The sequence below is a fragment of the Lysinibacillus sp. G01H genome (assembly GCF_028872195.1).
GTDB classification, from domain to species: Bacteria; Bacillota; Bacilli; order Bacillales_A; family Planococcaceae; genus Lysinibacillus; species Lysinibacillus capsici.
In genome coordinates this window covers 3870239-3887571 of the sequence record NZ_CP118397.1, presented here as the reverse complement: position 1 = coordinate 3887571, position 17333 = coordinate 3870239, and the positions used below count along the sequence as shown (strand labels likewise).

10 protein-coding genes, 16 tRNA genes and 2 rRNA genes are annotated in these 17333 nt (G+C 37.2%); 25 read left to right on the top strand and 3 right to left on the bottom strand.

The features are described 5' to 3' along the window. Positions 1 to 155 precede the first annotated feature (155 nt). The 18 genes from PSR12_RS19825 to PSR12_RS19740 all read left to right on the top strand — a co-directional run bounded on the left by PSR12_RS19825 (position 156) and on the right by PSR12_RS19740 (position 4794). A 23S ribosomal RNA gene (locus PSR12_RS19825) occupies positions 156 to 3083 on the top strand. A gap of 111 nt (positions 3084 to 3194) precedes the next feature. Then, positions 3195 to 3310: ribosomal RNA gene (rrf, locus tag PSR12_RS19820) — 5S ribosomal RNA — on the top strand. Between the two features lie 16 nt (positions 3311 to 3326). Then, positions 3327 to 3403 (top strand) — tRNA-Asn (locus tag PSR12_RS19815). Between the two features lie 5 nt (positions 3404 to 3408). Continuing rightward, positions 3409 to 3500 (top strand) — tRNA-Ser (locus tag PSR12_RS19810). A gap of 24 nt (positions 3501 to 3524) precedes the next feature. After that, a tRNA-Glu gene (locus PSR12_RS19805) sits at positions 3525 to 3599 on the top strand. 18 nt (positions 3600 to 3617) lie between these two features. After that, positions 3618 to 3693, top strand: a tRNA-Val gene (locus PSR12_RS19800). A 26-nt stretch (positions 3694 to 3719) separates the two neighbouring features. After that, positions 3720 to 3794 (top strand) — tRNA-Met (locus tag PSR12_RS19795). A 3-nt stretch (positions 3795 to 3797) separates the two neighbouring features. After that, positions 3798 to 3873 (top strand) — tRNA-Asp (locus tag PSR12_RS19790). A gap of 11 nt (positions 3874 to 3884) precedes the next feature. Further along, positions 3885 to 3957 (top strand) — tRNA-Phe (locus tag PSR12_RS19785). 12 nt (positions 3958 to 3969) lie between these two features. Then, positions 3970 to 4045: transfer RNA gene (locus PSR12_RS19780), tRNA-Thr, on the top strand. Between the two features lie 9 nt (positions 4046 to 4054). Beyond that, positions 4055 to 4138 (top strand) — tRNA-Tyr (locus PSR12_RS19775). A gap of 13 nt (positions 4139 to 4151) precedes the next feature. After that, positions 4152 to 4225: transfer RNA gene (locus PSR12_RS19770), tRNA-Trp, on the top strand. Positions 4226 to 4237: 12 nt separating this feature from the next. Then, positions 4238 to 4313: transfer RNA gene (locus PSR12_RS19765), tRNA-His, on the top strand. 35 nt (positions 4314 to 4348) lie between these two features. Then, positions 4349 to 4424: transfer RNA gene (locus PSR12_RS19760), tRNA-His, on the top strand. 4 nt (positions 4425 to 4428) lie between these two features. Further along, positions 4429 to 4503: transfer RNA gene (locus PSR12_RS19755), tRNA-Gln, on the top strand. A 5-nt stretch (positions 4504 to 4508) separates the two neighbouring features. After that, positions 4509 to 4583: transfer RNA gene (locus PSR12_RS19750), tRNA-Gly, on the top strand. A 9-nt stretch (positions 4584 to 4592) separates the two neighbouring features. Continuing rightward, positions 4593 to 4666: transfer RNA gene (locus tag PSR12_RS19745), tRNA-Cys, on the top strand. A 47-nt stretch (positions 4667 to 4713) separates the two neighbouring features. Beyond that, a tRNA-Leu gene (locus PSR12_RS19740) sits at positions 4714 to 4794 on the top strand. Positions 4795 to 5728: 934 nt separating this feature from the next. On the opposite strand, the gene PSR12_RS19735 is transcribed toward PSR12_RS19740, so the two are convergent. Together PSR12_RS19735 and PSR12_RS19730 are read right to left on the bottom strand one after the other, a co-directional pair. Continuing rightward, positions 5729 to 6025, bottom strand: a complete 297-nt coding sequence (locus tag PSR12_RS19735) for a hypothetical protein (protein WP_274770234.1) — start codon at positions 6023 to 6025, stop codon at positions 5729 to 5731. Positions 6026 to 6141: 116 nt separating this feature from the next. Then, positions 6142 to 6327, bottom strand: a complete 186-nt coding sequence (locus PSR12_RS19730; protein WP_274770232.1) for a hypothetical protein — start codon at positions 6325 to 6327, stop codon at positions 6142 to 6144. A gap of 164 nt (positions 6328 to 6491) precedes the next feature. On the opposite strand from PSR12_RS19730, the gene PSR12_RS19725 reads away from it, so the two are divergent. The 4 genes from PSR12_RS19725 to PSR12_RS19710 are packed head-to-tail and all read left to right on the top strand — an operon-like array spanning position 6492 to position 14315. Then, on the top strand, positions 6492 to 7979 hold the full coding sequence (locus tag PSR12_RS19725; protein ID WP_274770230.1) for a type I restriction-modification system subunit M: 1488 nt from the start codon (positions 6492 to 6494) through the stop codon (positions 7977 to 7979). Then, positions 7976 to 9166, top strand: coding sequence for a restriction endonuclease subunit S (locus PSR12_RS19720; protein ID WP_274770228.1), 1191 nt, complete (start codon positions 7976 to 7978; stop codon positions 9164 to 9166). The genes PSR12_RS19725 and PSR12_RS19720 overlap by 4 nt, the downstream gene beginning before the upstream one ends. 25 nt (positions 9167 to 9191) lie before the next feature. Further along, on the top strand, positions 9192 to 12527 hold the full coding sequence (locus PSR12_RS19715; protein ID WP_274770226.1) for a DEAD/DEAH box helicase family protein: 3336 nt from the start codon (positions 9192 to 9194) through the stop codon (positions 12525 to 12527). Between the two features lie 48 nt (positions 12528 to 12575). Continuing rightward, positions 12576 to 14315: a hypothetical protein gene (locus tag PSR12_RS19710; RefSeq protein WP_274770225.1), complete on the top strand. Its 1740-nt coding sequence runs from the start codon at positions 12576 to 12578 to the stop codon at positions 14313 to 14315. Between the two features lie 234 nt (positions 14316 to 14549). Here the strand turns inward: PSR12_RS19710 and PSR12_RS19705 are convergent, their stop codons facing one another. After that, entirely contained in the window at positions 14550 to 15023 is a 474-nt protein-coding gene (locus tag PSR12_RS19705; protein ID WP_274770223.1) for a hypothetical protein, read from the bottom strand. A gap of 92 nt (positions 15024 to 15115) precedes the next feature. Between PSR12_RS19705 and PSR12_RS19700 the strand changes: the two genes are divergently transcribed. The 3 genes from PSR12_RS19700 (at position 15116) to PSR12_RS19690 (ending at position 17321) form a co-directional block, all read left to right on the top strand. Further along, positions 15116 to 15283 carry a hypothetical protein gene (locus tag PSR12_RS19700; RefSeq protein ID WP_274770221.1) on the top strand — a complete coding sequence of 56 codons (168 nt, stop codon included), beginning with the start codon at positions 15116 to 15118 and terminating at the stop codon, positions 15281 to 15283. Positions 15284 to 15798: 515 nt separating this feature from the next. Next, positions 15799 to 16785, top strand: coding sequence for a hypothetical protein (locus tag PSR12_RS19695; RefSeq protein WP_274770220.1), 987 nt, complete (start codon positions 15799 to 15801; stop codon positions 16783 to 16785). Positions 16786 to 16802: 17 nt separating this feature from the next. Further along, positions 16803 to 17321 (top strand): hypothetical protein, encoded by a 519-nt coding sequence (locus PSR12_RS19690; protein ID WP_274770219.1) that lies wholly within the window; start codon positions 16803 to 16805, stop codon positions 17319 to 17321. Positions 17322 to 17333 lie beyond the last annotated feature (12 nt).

The following is a 17333-nucleotide window of genomic DNA, read 5'->3' as shown; positions in this document are numbered from 1 at the left end:
TTGGGTTTGTACGATTACGTTTTGCGTTCAGTTTTGAAGGTTCATTCTATCTGAATGAAACACTTCAAAACTTGTTCTTTGAAAACTGGATAAAACGACATTGAAATTGTAACAAACACATTTATTTTTTAAGTTTTTTATAGGCTTAATAACTTGGTTAAGTTATTAAGGGCGCACGGCGAATGCCTTGGCACTAGGAGCCGAAGAAGGACGGCACTAACACCGATATGCTTCGGGGAGCTGTAAGTGAGCTTTGATCCGGAGATTTCCGAATGGGGGAACCCACTACGTTTAATCGCGTAGTATCTTGACGTGAATACATAGCGTCTTGAAGGCAGACCCAGGGAACTGAAACATCTAAGTACCTGGAGGAAGAGAAAGAAAAATCGATTCCCTGAGTAGCGGCGAGCGAAACGGGAAGAGCCCAAACCAAGAGGCTTGCCTCTTGGGGTTGTAGGACACTCAATACGGAGTTACAAAAGAGCGAGTTAGATGAAGCGACTTGGAAAGGTCCGCCAGAGCAGGTAAAAGCCCTGTAGTCGAAAGTTCGTTCTCTCCTGAGTGGATCCTGAGTACGGCGGAACACGTGAAATTCCGTCGGAATCCGGGAGGACCATCTCCCAAGGCTAAATACTACCTAGTGACCGATAGTGAACCAGTACCGTGAGGGAAAGGTGAAAAGCACCCCGGAAGGGGAGTGAAAGAGATCCTGAAACCGTGTGCCTACAAGTAGTTAGAGCCCGTTAATGGGTGATAGCGTGCCTTTTGTAGAATGAACCGGCGAGTTACGATTACGTGCGAGGTTAAGCTTTAGAAGGCGGAGCCGCAGCGAAAGCGAGTCTGAATAGGGCGAAATAGTACGTGGTCGTAGACCCGAAACCAGGTGATCTACCCATGTCCAGGGTGAAGGTGAGGTAACACTTACTGGAGGCCCGAACCCACGCACGTTGAAAAGTGCGGGGATGAGGTGTGGGTAGCGGAGAAATTCCAATCGAACTTGGAGATAGCTGGTTCTCTCCGAAATAGCTTTAGGGCTAGCCTCGTGATGAGAATACTGGAGGTAGAGCACTGTTTGGACTAGGGGGCCATCCCGGTTTACCGAATTCAGACAAACTCCGAATGCCAGATATTTATACACGGGAGTCAGACTGCGAGTGATAAGATCCGTAGTCAAAAGGGAAACAGCCCAGACCACCAGCTAAGGTCCCAAAGTAATCGTTAAGTGGAAAAGGATGTGGCGTTGCACAGACAACCAGGATGTTGGCTTAGAAGCAGCCATCATTTAAAGAGTGCGTAATAGCTCACTGGTCGAGTGACGCTGCGCCGAAAATGTATCGGGGCTAAACGATTCACCGAAGCTGTGGATTGACATCTACGATGTCAGTGGTAGGAGAGCGTTCTAAGTGCGTTGAAGTCAGACCGGAAGGACTGGTGGAGCGCTTAGAAGTGAGAATGCCGGTATGAGTAGCGAAAGACGGGTGAGAATCCCGTCCACCGTATGACTAAGGTTTCCTGAGGAAGGCTCGTCCGCTCAGGGTTAGTCGGGACCTAAGCCGAGGCCGATAGGCGTAGGCGATGGACAACAGGTTGATATTCCTGTACCACCTCCTCACCGTTTGAGAAATGGGGGGACGCAGTAGGATAGGGTAAGCGCGCCGTTGGTTGTGCGCGTCCAAGCAGTAAGGCGTGTGTGTAGGCAAATCCGCACACTGTAACGTTGAGCTGTGATGGCGAGTCCGTATGGACGAAGTTCCTGATTTCACACTGCCAAGAAAAGCCTCTATCGAGGTGAGAGGTGCCCGTACCGCAAACCGACACAGGTAGTCGAGGAGAGAATCCTAAGGTGTGCGAGAGAACTCTCGTTAAGGAACTCGGCAAAATGACCCCGTAACTTCGGGAGAAGGGGTGCTCTTGAGCGTGCAAGCGCATGAGAGCCGCAGTGAATAGGCCCAGGCGACTGTTTAGCAAAAACACAGGTCTCTGCAAAACCGTAAGGTGACGTATAGGGGCTGACGCCTGCCCGGTGCTGGAAGGTTAAGAGGAGTGGTTAGCGCAAGCGAAGCTGCGAATTGAAGCCCCAGTAAACGGCGGCCGTAACTATAACGGTCCTAAGGTAGCGAAATTCCTTGTCGGGTAAGTTCCGACCCGCACGAAAGGCGTAACGATCTGGGCACTGTCTCAACGAGAGACTCGGTGAAATTATAGTACCTGTGAAGATGCAGGTTACCCGCGACAGGACGGAAAGACCCCGTGGAGCTTTACTGTAGCCTGATATTGAATTTTGGTACAACTTGTACAGGATAGGTAGGAGCCAGAGATCTCGGAGCGCCAGCTTCGAAGGAGGCGTCGGTGGGATACTACCCTGGTTGTATTGAAATTCTAACCCATGCCCCTTAGCGGGGCAGGAGACAGTGTCAGGCGGACAGTTTGACTGGGGCGGTCGCCTCCTAAAAGGTAACGGAGGCGCCCAAAGGTTCCCTCAGAATGGTTGGAAATCATTCGTAGAGTGTAAAGGCACAAGGGAGCTTGACTGCGAGACCTACAAGTCGAGCAGGGTCGAAAGACGGGCTTAGTGATCCGGTGGTTCCGCATGGAAGGGCCATCGCTCAACGGATAAAAGCTACCCCGGGGATAACAGGCTTATCTCCCCCAAGAGTCCACATCGACGGGGAGGTTTGGCACCTCGATGTCGGCTCATCGCATCCTGGGGCTGTAGTCGGTCCCAAGGGTTGGGCTGTTCGCCCATTAAAGCGGTACGCGAGCTGGGTTCAGAACGTCGTGAGACAGTTCGGTCCCTATCCGTCGTGGGCGTAGGAAATTTGAGAGGAGCTGTCCTTAGTACGAGAGGACCGGGATGGACACACCGCTGGTGTACCAGTTGTCTTGCCAAAGGCATCGCTGGGTAGCTATGTGTGGACGGGATAAGTGCTGAAAGCATCTAAGCATGAAGCCCCCCTCAAGATGAGATTTCCCATTACGCAAGTAAGTAAGATCCCTCAAAGACGATGAGGTAGATAGGTTCGAGGTGGAAGTGTGGTGACACATGGAGCTGACGAATACTAATCGATCGAGGACTTAACCAAAACGTTTGAAACATTCAATGCACCGTTTATCCAGTTTTGAAAGAATAAAATATTAGAATATACTTGTAATTTTTATAAGATATGTTATAATAAGTATTGTCTTTCAAATAGTCTAGTGATGATGGCAAAGAGGTCACACCCGTTCCCATACCGAACACGGAAGTTAAGCTCTTTAGCGCCGATGGTAGTTGGGGGCTTCCCCCTGTGAGAGTAGGACGTCGCTAGGCTATATACCAAAATTATTCCGAAGTAGCTCAGTTGGTAGTAGCACCTGACTGTTAATCAGGTTGTCGCAGGTTCGAGTCCTGCCTTCGGAGCCATTCTTGGAGAGTTGTCCGAGTGGCCGAAGGAGCACGATTGGAAATCGTGTAGGCGGTTAACACTGTCTCAAGGGTTCAAATCCCTTACTCTCCGCCAGCACTTTGATTTGTTCCAAACGATGGCCCCTTGGTCAAGTGGTTAAGACACCGCCCTTTCACGGCGGTAACACGGGTTCGAATCCCGTAGGGGTCACCATTATTTCAATACCCAGATGGAGGATTAGCTCAGCTGGGAGAGCATCTGCCTTACAAGCAGAGGGTCGGCGGTTCGAGCCCGTCATCCTCCACCATTATTTTAACAACACTATAGTATTATCGCGGGGTGGAGCAGTGGTAGCTCGTCGGGCTCATAACCCGAAGGTCGTTGGTTCAAATCCAGCCCCCGCAACCAAATGGTCCCGTGGTGTAGCGGTTAACATGCCTGCCTGTCACGCAGGAGATCGCCGGTTCGATCCCGGTCGGGACCGCCATTTTTTAATATGGGTCAGTAGCTCAGTTGGTAGAGCATTAGATTGAAGCTCTAAGTGTCGGCGGTTCGATTCCGTCCTGACCCATCTTGTTTTTTTGCCGGTTTAGCTCAGCAGGTAGAGCAACTGACTTGTAATCAGTAGGTCGTGGGTTCGATTCCTATAGCCGGCACCAGATTTTCCCGGAGGGGTAGCGAAGTGGCTAAACGCGGCGGACTGTAAATCCGCTCCTTAGGGTTCGGCGGTTCGAATCCGTCCCCCTCCACCAGTTTTATTATTTTAGGGGCATAGTTCAACGGTAGAATAGAGGTCTCCAAAACCTTTGGTGTGGGTTCGATTCCTACTGCCCCTGCCAATTAATTTTATGGCGATTGTGGCGAAGTGGTTAACGCACCGGATTGTGGTTCCGGCATTCGTGGGTTCGATTCCCATCAGTCGCCCCATCTAATATAAAATTAATAAACATCATAATACAATGGCGATTGTGGCGAAGTGGTTAACGCACCGGATTGTGGTTCCGGCATTCGTGGGTTCGATTCCCATCAGTCGCCCCATTGTTGGGGTATAGCCAAGCGGTAAGGCAACGGATTTTGATTCCGTCATGCCTAGGTTCGAATCCTAGTACCCCAGCCATTTTTGCGGAAGTAGTTCAGTGGTAGAACACCACCTTGCCAAGGTGGGGGTCGCGAGTTCGAACCTCGTCTTCCGCTCCATGTATGACTGGCGGCATAGCCAAGTGGTAAGGCACGGGTCTGCAACACCCTTATCACCGGTTCAAATCCGGTTGCCGCCTCCATATTTTAACTGTTAATCGGTTTATCCGATTTTTTTTATCTCCATTATGCCGGTGTGGCGGAATTGGCAGACGCGCACGACTCAAAATCGTGTTCCTTTGGAGTGTCGGTTCGACCCCGACCACCGGTATCATCAGATTAATTTACGTTACGATTAAAAAGTTTCGAAAGCTCATAAACCTTGATATAACAGGGTTTGTGAGCTTTTTGCATTTTTTGGGTTACGATAGGAAACGATAAGAATTGAAATCATTTTACACACATTTTACACATAGGCAGGTTCATTTTACACAAGTTTTTACACAAGCTGCGATCCGAGAAAATGTGATTGATTAAGGTGAGCAAACAAAAAAAACACATGTTTGAAAAATAAACATGTGCTTTTTTTGTTTGTACATTGTGAGGCGTTAATTTTTCTTCTCCTGATGCTGTTCATATCAAGTTACCGAATGGGTTATTAACATTCTTGGCAGATTACCGAAAAATTATACATTGATATAAGTTTCAGTAGTGCAAGAGTTTGAAGCTAATAAAAATTACTTATGAATTTTCTTGTACTATGATTACGGAATAGCAGAGTAGAGTTGTAAGTAATAATATTAAAGAAATCGCTGGTGATGCAGCTCCAAAAAATCATAGCTATCATAAGTGAAATAAATATTCTATTTTTAACGCTTATTTAATAAGAATGTTCTTCTGGTTTGGCTATCTTATTCATCTAAAAGATCCCGTTATTTCAATAACCCTTTCTCTTTCCATTGGTCGAGATACTTTTGATAATCCATTTCTTTAGCAGTCATCGTGTATTGAGTACCCTCTAATTGAGGTAGCACCAGAAAAATGCAGATTGACAACGCTAAGAAATATACACGATTTTATGCATACTAAACGGTAAACCTTAAACGCTTAAATATTGATAGATTAAGTGTTTGAGTTGCTTGCATAAAAAGCTGCATAAACCTTTTCCATACAAAAATCCACGAAACGTAGATATACCAGCGTTCGTGGATTTTTAATGTGCGCCCAAACTTTCATTTGGGAACATTATTTGTATGAATTATTAATTAATCCTTAAATATATATTTTTCCCAACCTTTATTTATAATTTCTTGATAAGTTGGCTTTATTATATTGAAACGAAAATCATCATCATCTGATTCATAATCTTTTTCAAACTCTACTTCTTCATATTGACGAAAATAAGACGGAATATCATCCTTCTTAAATTCATCATAATTATTCCAATTTGTATCACATTCATTACAACAGAGCAAAAGTTCCTCTGTCATTTGATTTTTTACGATTTCAACCCACCCCTGGTCACAAAAAGGGCACCAACCAACTTTAAATTCGTACATCATAATTATTACTCCAATTAAAATTATTTTAAATAAATAATATCAGAAAAGTCCCCAAACCGTCGTTTGGTAATGTTATTTGCTTAACGTTGTAAATTCGCGTAAACCTGACGAGACCCCTAATTTAAAAGTATGAGTACCTGACCTGCTACATCTGAGAAAAGTGTTTCGAATGTATTCACATCCACTGATGCCGTCGTTCCAATCTCGTAGGTTTCACAAAGAATAAAATCAATTTCCCCCTGTTCTGTATGCCCCTTAAACATTAAACCTGCTTCTTTTAATGACAAAAATAATTGTTTCATAATCCCCCTGCTTTCACTGGAAATAATTTATACTAAAATGAACCGTTAGCCCAATAGCAATAATCAATGGGTAAACAACTTTAATTAGAAAAAAAGTCTATCGCTTTTAGTTCCATTTTCATGGATAATATAATATATACGGTATTTTCAATAGGAGGATTCACATGATTACAGGCGAGATTAAAAATAAAATAGATGCCATTTGGACGACGTTATGGACAGAGGGGAATACAAACCCTTTAACAAACATAGAACAGTTAACATATTTACTATTCATCAAAGGTTTAGATGAAGGAGAACTAAAAAAAGAAGAAGAAGCGGAATTTTTAGGTCTTGAATATAAAGGCATCTTTTCAGAAATGCCAGCTGAATTTAATGAAGTGCAAAAGCAGCACTGGTCGATGATGCGCTGGACACAATTTAAAAACTTACCTGCACAAGAAATGTATGAAGTAATGGTTAATACTATCTTCCCGTTCATTAAAACATTAGGCGGCAAAGAGGAATCTGCATTTTCAAAGTATATGAAAGATGCGATGTTCCAAATTAACAAGCCAGCGACATTACAAAAAGTAGTAACAGCACTTGATAGCATACCAATGGAAGATCGTGATACACAAGGGGACATTTACGAGTATTTATTATCGAAGCTACAAACGGCAGGTACAAACGGCCAATTCCGTACACCACGTCACATCATTAATATGATGGTGGAGTTAATGAAGCCATCACCAGAAGATATCATTATCGATCCAGCAATGGGGTCAGCGGGTTTCCTTGTGTCAGCAAGTGAATACTTACGAAAAAACCATCAAGACCTATTTTTAGTACAAGGGTTAAATGAACATTTCCATCATACGATGTTCTACGGAAATGATATGGATACAACGATGTTACGTATTGGTGCCATGAACATGATGCTGCATGGGGTAGACGCACCCAATATTGATTACCGAGATTCATTATCTGAGGAAAATAAAGATGCAGATAAATATACGTTAGTATTAGCAAATCCACCGTTTAAAGGTTCATTAGATTATGAAGCAGTATCAAACGACTTATTAAAAGTAGCGAAAACGAAGAAAACAGAGTTACTATTCTTATCACTTATTTTACGTACATTAAAAGCCGGTGGACGCGCGGCAGTAATCGTGCCAGACGGTGTATTATTCGGTAGCTCAAATGCCCATAAAGCCATTCGTAAAGAAATTATTGATAACAACAAATTAGAAGCAATCATCTCAATGCCGAGTGGTATATTCAAGCCGTACGCTGGGGTTTCAACAGGAATTATGATATTCACGAAAACAGGTACAGGCGGAACAGATAACGTTTGGTTCTACGGTATGAAGGCAGACGGTTACTCATTAGACGATAAACGCACACCAATTGAAGCAAATGATATTGAAGACATACTTGCACGTTTCAGTAACTTACAAGATGAAGCTGAACGTAAACGTACAGAACAATCATTCTTTGTACCAGTCGATGAAATCCGTGAGCAGGGGTATGACTTGTCGATTAATAAGTATAAAGAGGTTGTGTATGAGAAGGTTGAATATAAATCGCCAACCGAAATAATGGAAGAAATTAATTCTTTAGAGTTAGAAATTTTAAAGGGAATTGAGGATTTAAAGGAGCTATTAAAGTGAAGCTGAAAGAATTAGTGGACATCGTAGGTGGTGGTACACCATCACGCGATAATGATATTTATTGGAACGGAAGTATCCCTTGGGTAACTGTTAAAGATATGAATAGGGAATATATCGATTCTTCAATTGAATTTATTACGGAAGAAGGACTAATTAATTCTAGTACAAATCTAATTAAGAAAAATAGTATTTTAATACCTACTCGAATGGGTTTAGGAAGAGTAGCTATAAATACCGTAGATGTAGCGATCAATCAAGATTTAAAGGCATTAGTACCTAAAAATTCTGATGTACTTGATTTGGAATATTTATTTTACTTTTTAAAAAGTAAATCAGATTATTTAAAATCCCAAGGTAAAGGGGCAACTGTTAAAGGAATAACTTTAGATATTTTAAGGGAATTAGATGTTCCATTACTGAGCATTGAAATACAGAAGCAAATCGTAAAAGTTTTGAATATAGTTTATAGCTTAATTCACAAGCGCCAATCCCAAATCACAGCATTAGATGAATTAACACAAAGTTTGTTTTTAGAGATGTTTGGAAATCCAATAAATAATCCAAAGGAATGGGAAGTAAAAAAATTAAAGGATGTGACTGATAAAATATTAAGCGGATCAACTCCAAAAGGAGGAAGTAAAGTTTATATTGAAAATGGTATTACTTTTTTACGGAGCCAAAATGTTTGGAAAAATAGATTAAATCTCGATGATGTTGTCTATATCGATAAAGAAACTCATAATAAAATGATAAAGAGTAGTTTGAAGTACGGTGATATCCTAATGACAAAAACAGGGAGGATAAATACTGAGAATAGCAGTTTAGGAAGAGCAGCTATTTTTAGAGGAAAGAATGATAGTGCAAATATTAACGGACACGTTTATTTAATAAGATTACAAAAGGATATTATTAATGAATTCATTCTATTTATACTTACAACTGATGAATATAAGGAATATATCCGAAGTGTATGCGTTGGTGGTATTGATAAACGACAAATAAATAAAGAACACTTGGAAGAATTTCCTATTATTTCGCCGCCGATTGAATTACAAGTCCAGTTTTCTAAACTGTTAACACATCTAGAAAAATTAAAAAGTGAAATGAGAATCAGTTTAAAGGAGTTAGAAGATATCTTCAACTCAATTTTACAGCGCGCCTTCAAAGGCGAATTATTCCAAGATTAATCCTCTCAAAAGGAGATGAAACCGTTTGAACTTTGATTTTCTAAAAGATAAACAAACCTTCAACAGCTTCTCGAGAGCCTGCATCGAGGCGGAACGTGCGATGCAAATTAGTCCTTCCACGGTGGCGATACTTTCGCGCCGTGCGTTGGAACTAGCTGTTAAATGGGTTTATCAGTTTGATAATGATGTGAAAATTCCGTACCAAGATAATCTTTCAAGTTTAATTCATGATCGTCACTTTTTAGGTATTATCGATGAAGAGCTTTTACCGATGATGAAATATGTTGTGAAGCTTGGGAATGCAGCGGTACATACGAATGTTGCTATTACGCGTGATGAGGCGGTGTTGTCGTTACATAATTTACATCAATTTGTGTCGTGGATTGATTATTGTTATGCAGAGGAATATACAGCAACAGAGTTTGATGAAACATTATTGTATGATGCAGATTATAAGCGCGAGCGTCCAGAGGAACTAAGCGATTTATATGACAAGCTAAGTGAGAAAGATCAATCACTAGAAGAACTTCGGAAACAAAATGAAGAGCTACGTGCGCAACTAACGGCTAATCGTATTGAGTCCCAGCAACAATATGATTTTGACGTTGATACGATTTCTGAATTTGAAACGCGTAAACGATATATCGATTTAGACTTAAAATTAGCAGGTTGGGAAATCGGTAAAAATGTTGAAGTCGAGTATCCGGTAACAGGTATGCCGAATGCCAAAGGTGAAGGGTATGTTGATTACGTACTACGCGGCACGAACGGGAAAATTTTAGCGGTTGTTGAAGCAAAACGTACTTCTAGGGACCCGAAAGAAGGGCGTAACCAAGCGAAATTATATGCGGATTGCATTGAGCAAATGCAAGGTTTACGACCAGTTATTTTTTATACAAACGGCTTTGAAACACATATTTGGCATGATGACTATGCCGCACGAAAAGTATCTGGCTTTTATACACAAGATGAACTGCAATTATTAATTGACCGACGCAAAATAAAGCAACCGTTATTAAATGTTGAAATTAATGACGACATAACAAACCGATACTATCAAAAAGAAGCGATTTTAGCAATTTGTGATACGTTCAGTAATAATCAACGAAAAGGACTGCTCGTCATGGCAACAGGTAGTGGCAAAACACGTACAGCCATTTCATTAGTTGATGTGTTGACGAAACAGTATTGGGTTAAAAATGTGTTGTTTTTAGCTGACCGTACATCGTTAGTAAAACAGGCATTCCGTAACTTTAATACGCTATTACCGAATTTATCACTAAGTAATATGCTAGAAAAAAATTCGAATCCAGAAGCGGCTCGTATGGTGTTTTCAACGTATCCAACGATGATGAACGCGATCGATGAAGTGAAGCGGAAAGATGGTAATCGTTTATTTACTATCGGTCATTTTGATTTAATCATTATCGATGAATCACACCGTTCAATCTATCAAAAATATAAAAGTATTTTCGATTACTTTGATGGAATGTTAGTCGGTTTAACGGCAACACCAAAAGACGAGTTAGATAAAAATACGTACACAATTTTCGACTTAGAAAACGGTGTGCCAACCTTTGCATATGAATTAGCAAAGGCTGTAGAAGATGGCTATTTAGTTGATTACCGAACACGGGAAACGACGTTAAAAATTTTAGATGACGGTATTCATTATGACGACTTGTCAGAAGCAGAAAAACAAGAGTTTGATGAAATTTTTGAAGATGAACCACAAGTAAAAGACATCGATAGTGCAGCCATTAACAACTTTGTATTCAACAAAAACACGATTGATCATGTGTTAAATGATTTAATGGGGCATGGCTTAAAAGTAGAAGGTGGCGACAAATTAGGAAAGACAATCATTTTCGCTAAAAACCATAAACATGCGATGGCGATTAAAGAGCGTTTCGATTTAAAATTCCCTGAGTACGGTGGCAATTTCGCAGAAGTCATTGATTACAGTGTAGAATATTATCAAACATTAATTGACGACTTCTCTGACCCAGCAAAAATGCCGCAAATAGCGATTTCGGTAGATATGTTAGATACGGGAATCGATGTTCCGGATGTGTTGAATTTAGTGTTCTTTAAAAAGGTACGTTCGAAAACAAAGTTCTGGCAAATGATCGGTCGAGGTACACGTTTACGAAAAGATTTATTCGGTCCGGGAATGGACAAAGAGTACTTTTTAATCTTTGATTATTTAAGAAACTTCGAGTATTTCCGTGAAAACGAAAAGGGTGAAGAAACGAAGATTTCACAAACATTAACGGAGAGGTTGTTTAATTCTAAAGTAGATATCGTCCGTGAATTGCAGTCACTTCAATATCAGAAAGAACCCTTTATTGGCTATCGAGAGCAGCTTCTAAAAGAAATAGTAACAGACGTTCGAGCATTAAATGATGAAAACTTCCATGTGCGTCAGTACTTACAATATGTGCATAAATATCAAAATGGGAATAACTGGCAAATGTTATCGGTTGTGCAAACAAACGAAGTGAAAGAAAATGTTTCACCATTAATTATGCCGATTGAAGACGATGAGTTAGCAAAACGCTTCGATTTATTGATGCTGACGATTGAATTAGCAAGCTTGCAATCCAATAATGCAACAAAGCCAATTCGACGTGTTATAGATACGGCAGAGGCACTTTCGAAGCTCGGAACAATCCCACAAGTACTTGCCCAAAAAGACGTAATCGATGATGTGCGCACAACAGAATTTTGGGAAGAAGCGTCGCTTGCTGATTTAGAGAGAGTTCGCTTGGCATTACGTGACTTAATACGTTATATCGAGCGTTCAAATCAAAAAATTTATTACACAGATTTCCAAGACGAAGTAATGACTGTCGCAGAAAATAAATCGATTTTAAATGTAAATGATCTAAAAAGTTATCGTAAAAAGGTCGAGCATTATTTGAAAGAACATCAACACGAGGACACATTAGCGATTTATAAGCTACGTAACAACAAGCCATTAACAAAGCAAGATGTGGAGTACTTAGAGCTAATATTGTGGAATGAACTTGGCTCAAAAGAACAGTACGAAAAAGACTACGGGGATACACCTGTGACTAAACTTGTACGTAAAATAGTCGGCCTAGACAGACAGGCCGCTGTCGAAGCATTTTCAGCATTTATTAGCGAACAACAATTAACATTACAACAAACACAATTCGTGGAGTTGATTATCGATTTTATCGTAAAGAACGGCACATTAGAGCGCCAAGCATTACAACAAGATCCATTTAGCTCAACAGGCGGGATCATGGTCGTATTCAAAGACCAACTGCCAAAAGCACGCGGGATTTTGGATATTATTGATCGGATAAATCGGAATGCGGAGGATATATCGTAGTCTCGGGGAAATCGATTCTATAACTAGTATTATTGTAAGGGGATTAAAATGGAGAATATAAAAAATACAATTGAAAGTAGAATACCTAATATATCTCAGGGGGAACTATTTTTTTTAGAAGTATGGATTGAACTAACAAATGATGAAACTCATGCTAGCTATAGACCTAAAGTAATGAATTTGAAATTAATATTAGATGAACTAATTACTTATTTAGATGAATCTATTCAAGGACAAACAAATTTTAAACATTATGTAGACCAAATAGCAAAAGAAACTAAAGGCTTTTTAGAGAAAGAAAAGAAGATATTTAATCAAAATAAACTGATATTATCGCAGTTTATGGCTTCTTTGGAAAACGTTTTGGAGTTTTCAAAACGAAAAGAAAAAGAGATTGAAAATGCTTACGCTGATTTAGTGATTTTTAAAAAGTTACAATTATTTTTAAAAAATAATTATAAAGATTTAATAATTTATTCTTTAAAAGAAAGTATTAAAAATGACGAAAAGAAACAAATTCTTATATTTACTTCAGCAATAATTTCATATTTCATTTCAGAAGGAATAACTTTGAAGAAATTATACTTCTGTCAGAATCAACTTTTTATTTGGGAGAATAATAAGACTTTTGAAGAAAGGTTAGATGAGGCACTAAGGTCTTTAAATTATGAAAAAAAATTCACTGTTTTTTTAAAAATGACATCATCACACCAATTTTCTTATGATTATCCAAAAGTTAATGATGTATATTTTTATAATAGTATCGATAAAAATATATTTTCTAATGTTCCCTCTATTTTTAGCGAAATTAGTGATTTTATAAGATATGCGAAAGTAATCGTCAAAACATCAGATCCACATAGAGCTTCTTTAATTGCTAGAGCTTCTGTAGAAAAAGCTTTAGACTTTATAATGTTTACGTCAGTTCCACAAAATGTAGAATTTGCTTATCAGTCATATGTAGTAGAAAGTTCGTTAGATTCAACATTAAATCATTTGTATAAACATGACTATGATTCAAGTTTTACTCCATTGACATTATCAGAGTTACTATCAAAAAATAATAAACTTGAAAAGCGTTCTAAGAAAAGATTGGAATCATCCTTGAAGTTTTTCCGTATGGGTTTATCAACTTCTACTGAACACATAGCATTTACAAATACCTGGACTGCAATTGAGTATCTTTTAACAGGGAATAAGGCTAATATCGATATAAAGAAAAAAATGAGTGATGAAGCTATAAAAATACTTTCTATTGATTATATTTCTAGTTTATTGGTTGATTTGAAAAAAAATCTTGATAAATTTGAAGTACCATGCGATGTAGATGATGATTGGGTAAATGTTTCAAATAAAGACTTTTTAGATTTAATACGAGAAACAAATAAATTACAAACATTAACAAACAATGTAAACGATTCGTATTTATTAAAATATCGCCTTGAAGAGTTAAGTGATAAGTTTAAAACAAATGAAAAAGTATTAGATTATATAACAGAACATAATTTAAGAGTTGAATGGCAATTAAGTAGGATTTATAGAATTAGGAATATAATTGCTCATGAAGCACATAAATCTGATGTTACACTTTTACTTCCTCATTTAAGAATGTATTGTTTTACAATATTAGAAACTTATTTCCGTTTAATAAAATTGAATGAGAATGATTTGGAAGACATTGATGATTTATTAATTAGAATTAAAAATTGGTATAATTATATTGAAAGTACAATTAAAGATAAGAATGATTCTAACCCTTTATATGATGAGTATTTGAAATATATTTAGAGCTATAGATGACTCTACTACATCCATTTTTTAATTTGCACCACTATTAGCATTCACCACATTGCGAAGCTGTCCGTGACTTGAACTTGCTGACTGAGCCTAATTTAAGCGTGTTTTTTAACATAGCTTTTAGGAGGGTGTGTCTTTGGAATATTTAATTTAATATTTGTTGAAACATAAAAAGCAGACGGTCTCTCATAGTTTAGAAACTTTTAAAAGCCGTCTGCCTATTTTTTATTCTTTTGTAATAGTTTCATATCCATTGTCATATAGAAACTCTTCCGTTGAGAGTAAAGTTTCTCCTTTCGTTAGGGCAGCAAATATTACTAGGTCCCGTTCGTTTCTTAAATAAAACTCGTTATGTCCCATCTTTTTTAAGAATAGACTTGCCTCTTCGCCACTTAATCCTAATCCAAAGCATAGCTGAATTGTTTTGTTTCGACTAGGTTTTCTTTTACCTTGATATACAGCGTAAAAGTAATCTTTTGATAAATTTGAATTGTTTATAACATCTACATTGCTTTTATCTTTTAAATCTAACATTTTTTTAAATTCTTCATCATAGAAAGAATCAATGAATTCAGTATGTGAATTTTTCATTTCACCAGTTAAATCTTTAAGCGACGGAATTTTTAAAGCTAGTTCTAAAAGATTTTGATATCCTACTGTAGAAGTAGAGTAGTGTATCTTCCTCTTTTTTCTTTTCATTCTTCGTTCATCTCCTTGTGTACATTTTGTCCACCGTTATTTAATAATTTTAAATTATTATAGGGTTAATTACAAAATAAGGAGTTGGAAAAATGAAAAGAGAAAAATTAATATTAATAATAAAGATTGTGGCAGAGGTGATTCAGTTAATTTTAAAAGGAATGGATCAAAAGCAAGCTGCTTTGAATACTGCAGTTAAATTTAATATACCTTTCGAAGATGTTATGCAATTAATTAAAAAGTATAATTCCAAAAGATAAGTAATGTTTTTTTATTAAGATTTTGATTGTATTTTGCAACAGAAAGTACAGAGAATTGAACGACTTTTGCAAAATACATTTTGATGATAGTAACTAGAATTAGGAGGATTAGAGGATATATCTAATGTTATTGAGTATGAAATATAAAAGCAGACGGTTTAGAAGTGCTGGTATCGCGCCTCTAATTGCCCGTCTGCTTTTATCATTATTTTGTGAATGAAGCATGCTAAGGGAGTTTGTATTAGCTCGGTGGTTGGTAACTAGCGCTTCACTTCGATTCCCCATTTGAAGAGTAAGTATACCAATACCTTGGACTCATTTTAATAATTAACTGTATTTTCTGATTCAAATTCACATACAGATTTCTTCAATTACTTTTAAATGCCTTTCCCTTTTCCGCAGTTAGAGATAACCATATAGCTCATTAGATATAAATATACTTAAAATTATAATTTATGGTCATTATTGGGATATAATTGGATGTATAAAATCTAAAAAGGAAAAGGAAAATATCAATGAATAAAAATTACTTTGTTTTCAAATTAAATGTTCAACCTAATACTATAGTTAGTTTTAAAAAAGAAAATCAATTTGAATATTTAATTAATACGCTAATTCCTACTGTACTAGATCATGTAATAGGCATAAAACAAAAAGAAGGATTTAAAGAAACTGTCTATGAATTAATTCCTGAATTAAATAATGAAGTAGAATTTAATAAAAAGTTTTTAAAACTAGAGGAAGAAAGTAACAAACTATATAAGCTGTATAAAGAAATATTATTAAAGTACAAAGAAGAAGGAGAAATTTTTTATTCAAAAAAATTTTTAACATTAAATGACAAATGCAAACGATTGCGAATTGATTTAGAAAAAAGATATCCCGCTATATTAAAATCATATAATTTAATTACTGATGACAAAATTGATGAGGAAGAAAATTTTGAATTCGAAAATAAGATTGGTACTGGTATTACTCATTTAAGAAAATTTAATAAAATTAAATTATATGCAGACAAAAATAAAAAGCAACTGGTAAACCCTTTGAATCTAAAGGCTTATTACAAGCCTACAAAAGAGCATATATTAGTAGAAAGTAAATCTGAAGAAGATGCAATATATTATATAACGGCTTTAGAAAGAATTATTAATAATGACTCATTTACTTTAGGGGAAATAGGAAAAATTAATATTAACCCCGTTTACGAATCAATATCATTTGAACAAAAAGAGTATACAGAAATTAGCTTTGTTATTGTATATCCAAACGGTAATCCACCATTAGATAGGCATAATATATTAAAAAATTCAGAAGCCAAAGAATTACATACTACTCTTATTGGTGCAGATGGGCAACCTTTAAAATTAGAAAGAGTAAAAGACGAGCTAAATGAACAAGCTAAAAATGGTTATTTAAAATCATTGGTTGGTAAAGGCGTGCATAAGGGGAAAAATATAGTTAAAAGGATTAAAAAAGTAGCTAATTTAGATATTACCTTATAGGGAGGGGGGTTATCCATATGGAAGGGAATTTTTATAAGAATCCAATAAGTGTAATTTGGAAAGCAAAAAGTAATTTAATGCCTTCATATTTGTTTATTATATGGATGATTTTCTTATTTGGGTCAATTATCGGTGTTTTTTGGCTAGATTTTTTAGATTTCTCATCATTTAAAATGGCAGAATATTTTTCTATATCATCGACTGGATTGACACTTACTTTAGCGTTATTTGTTGCTGGTAAAGATGCATTTAGCGATGAAGATTTAAAAAAGCTAGCAAGTTATGAAAGCGATGAGATTAAAAAAGGACAAGCTTTAATTGATTTTATAGGGCCTTATGTATTCACTGCCTTATTATTTTTAATAACAGGATTAATATCCTTATTTGGGCCTTTTATAAAAACTCCATTAGATCCTTTATATATAAAAATATTCAAAATATGTTATATCAATATGCTTAGTTTAGGTATACTTAGCTTATTTAACTTAGTTATTACAATGTTGAATGATGTTTTTTCAGCAGCCTTCAGGAAATGATTTTATTTTTAT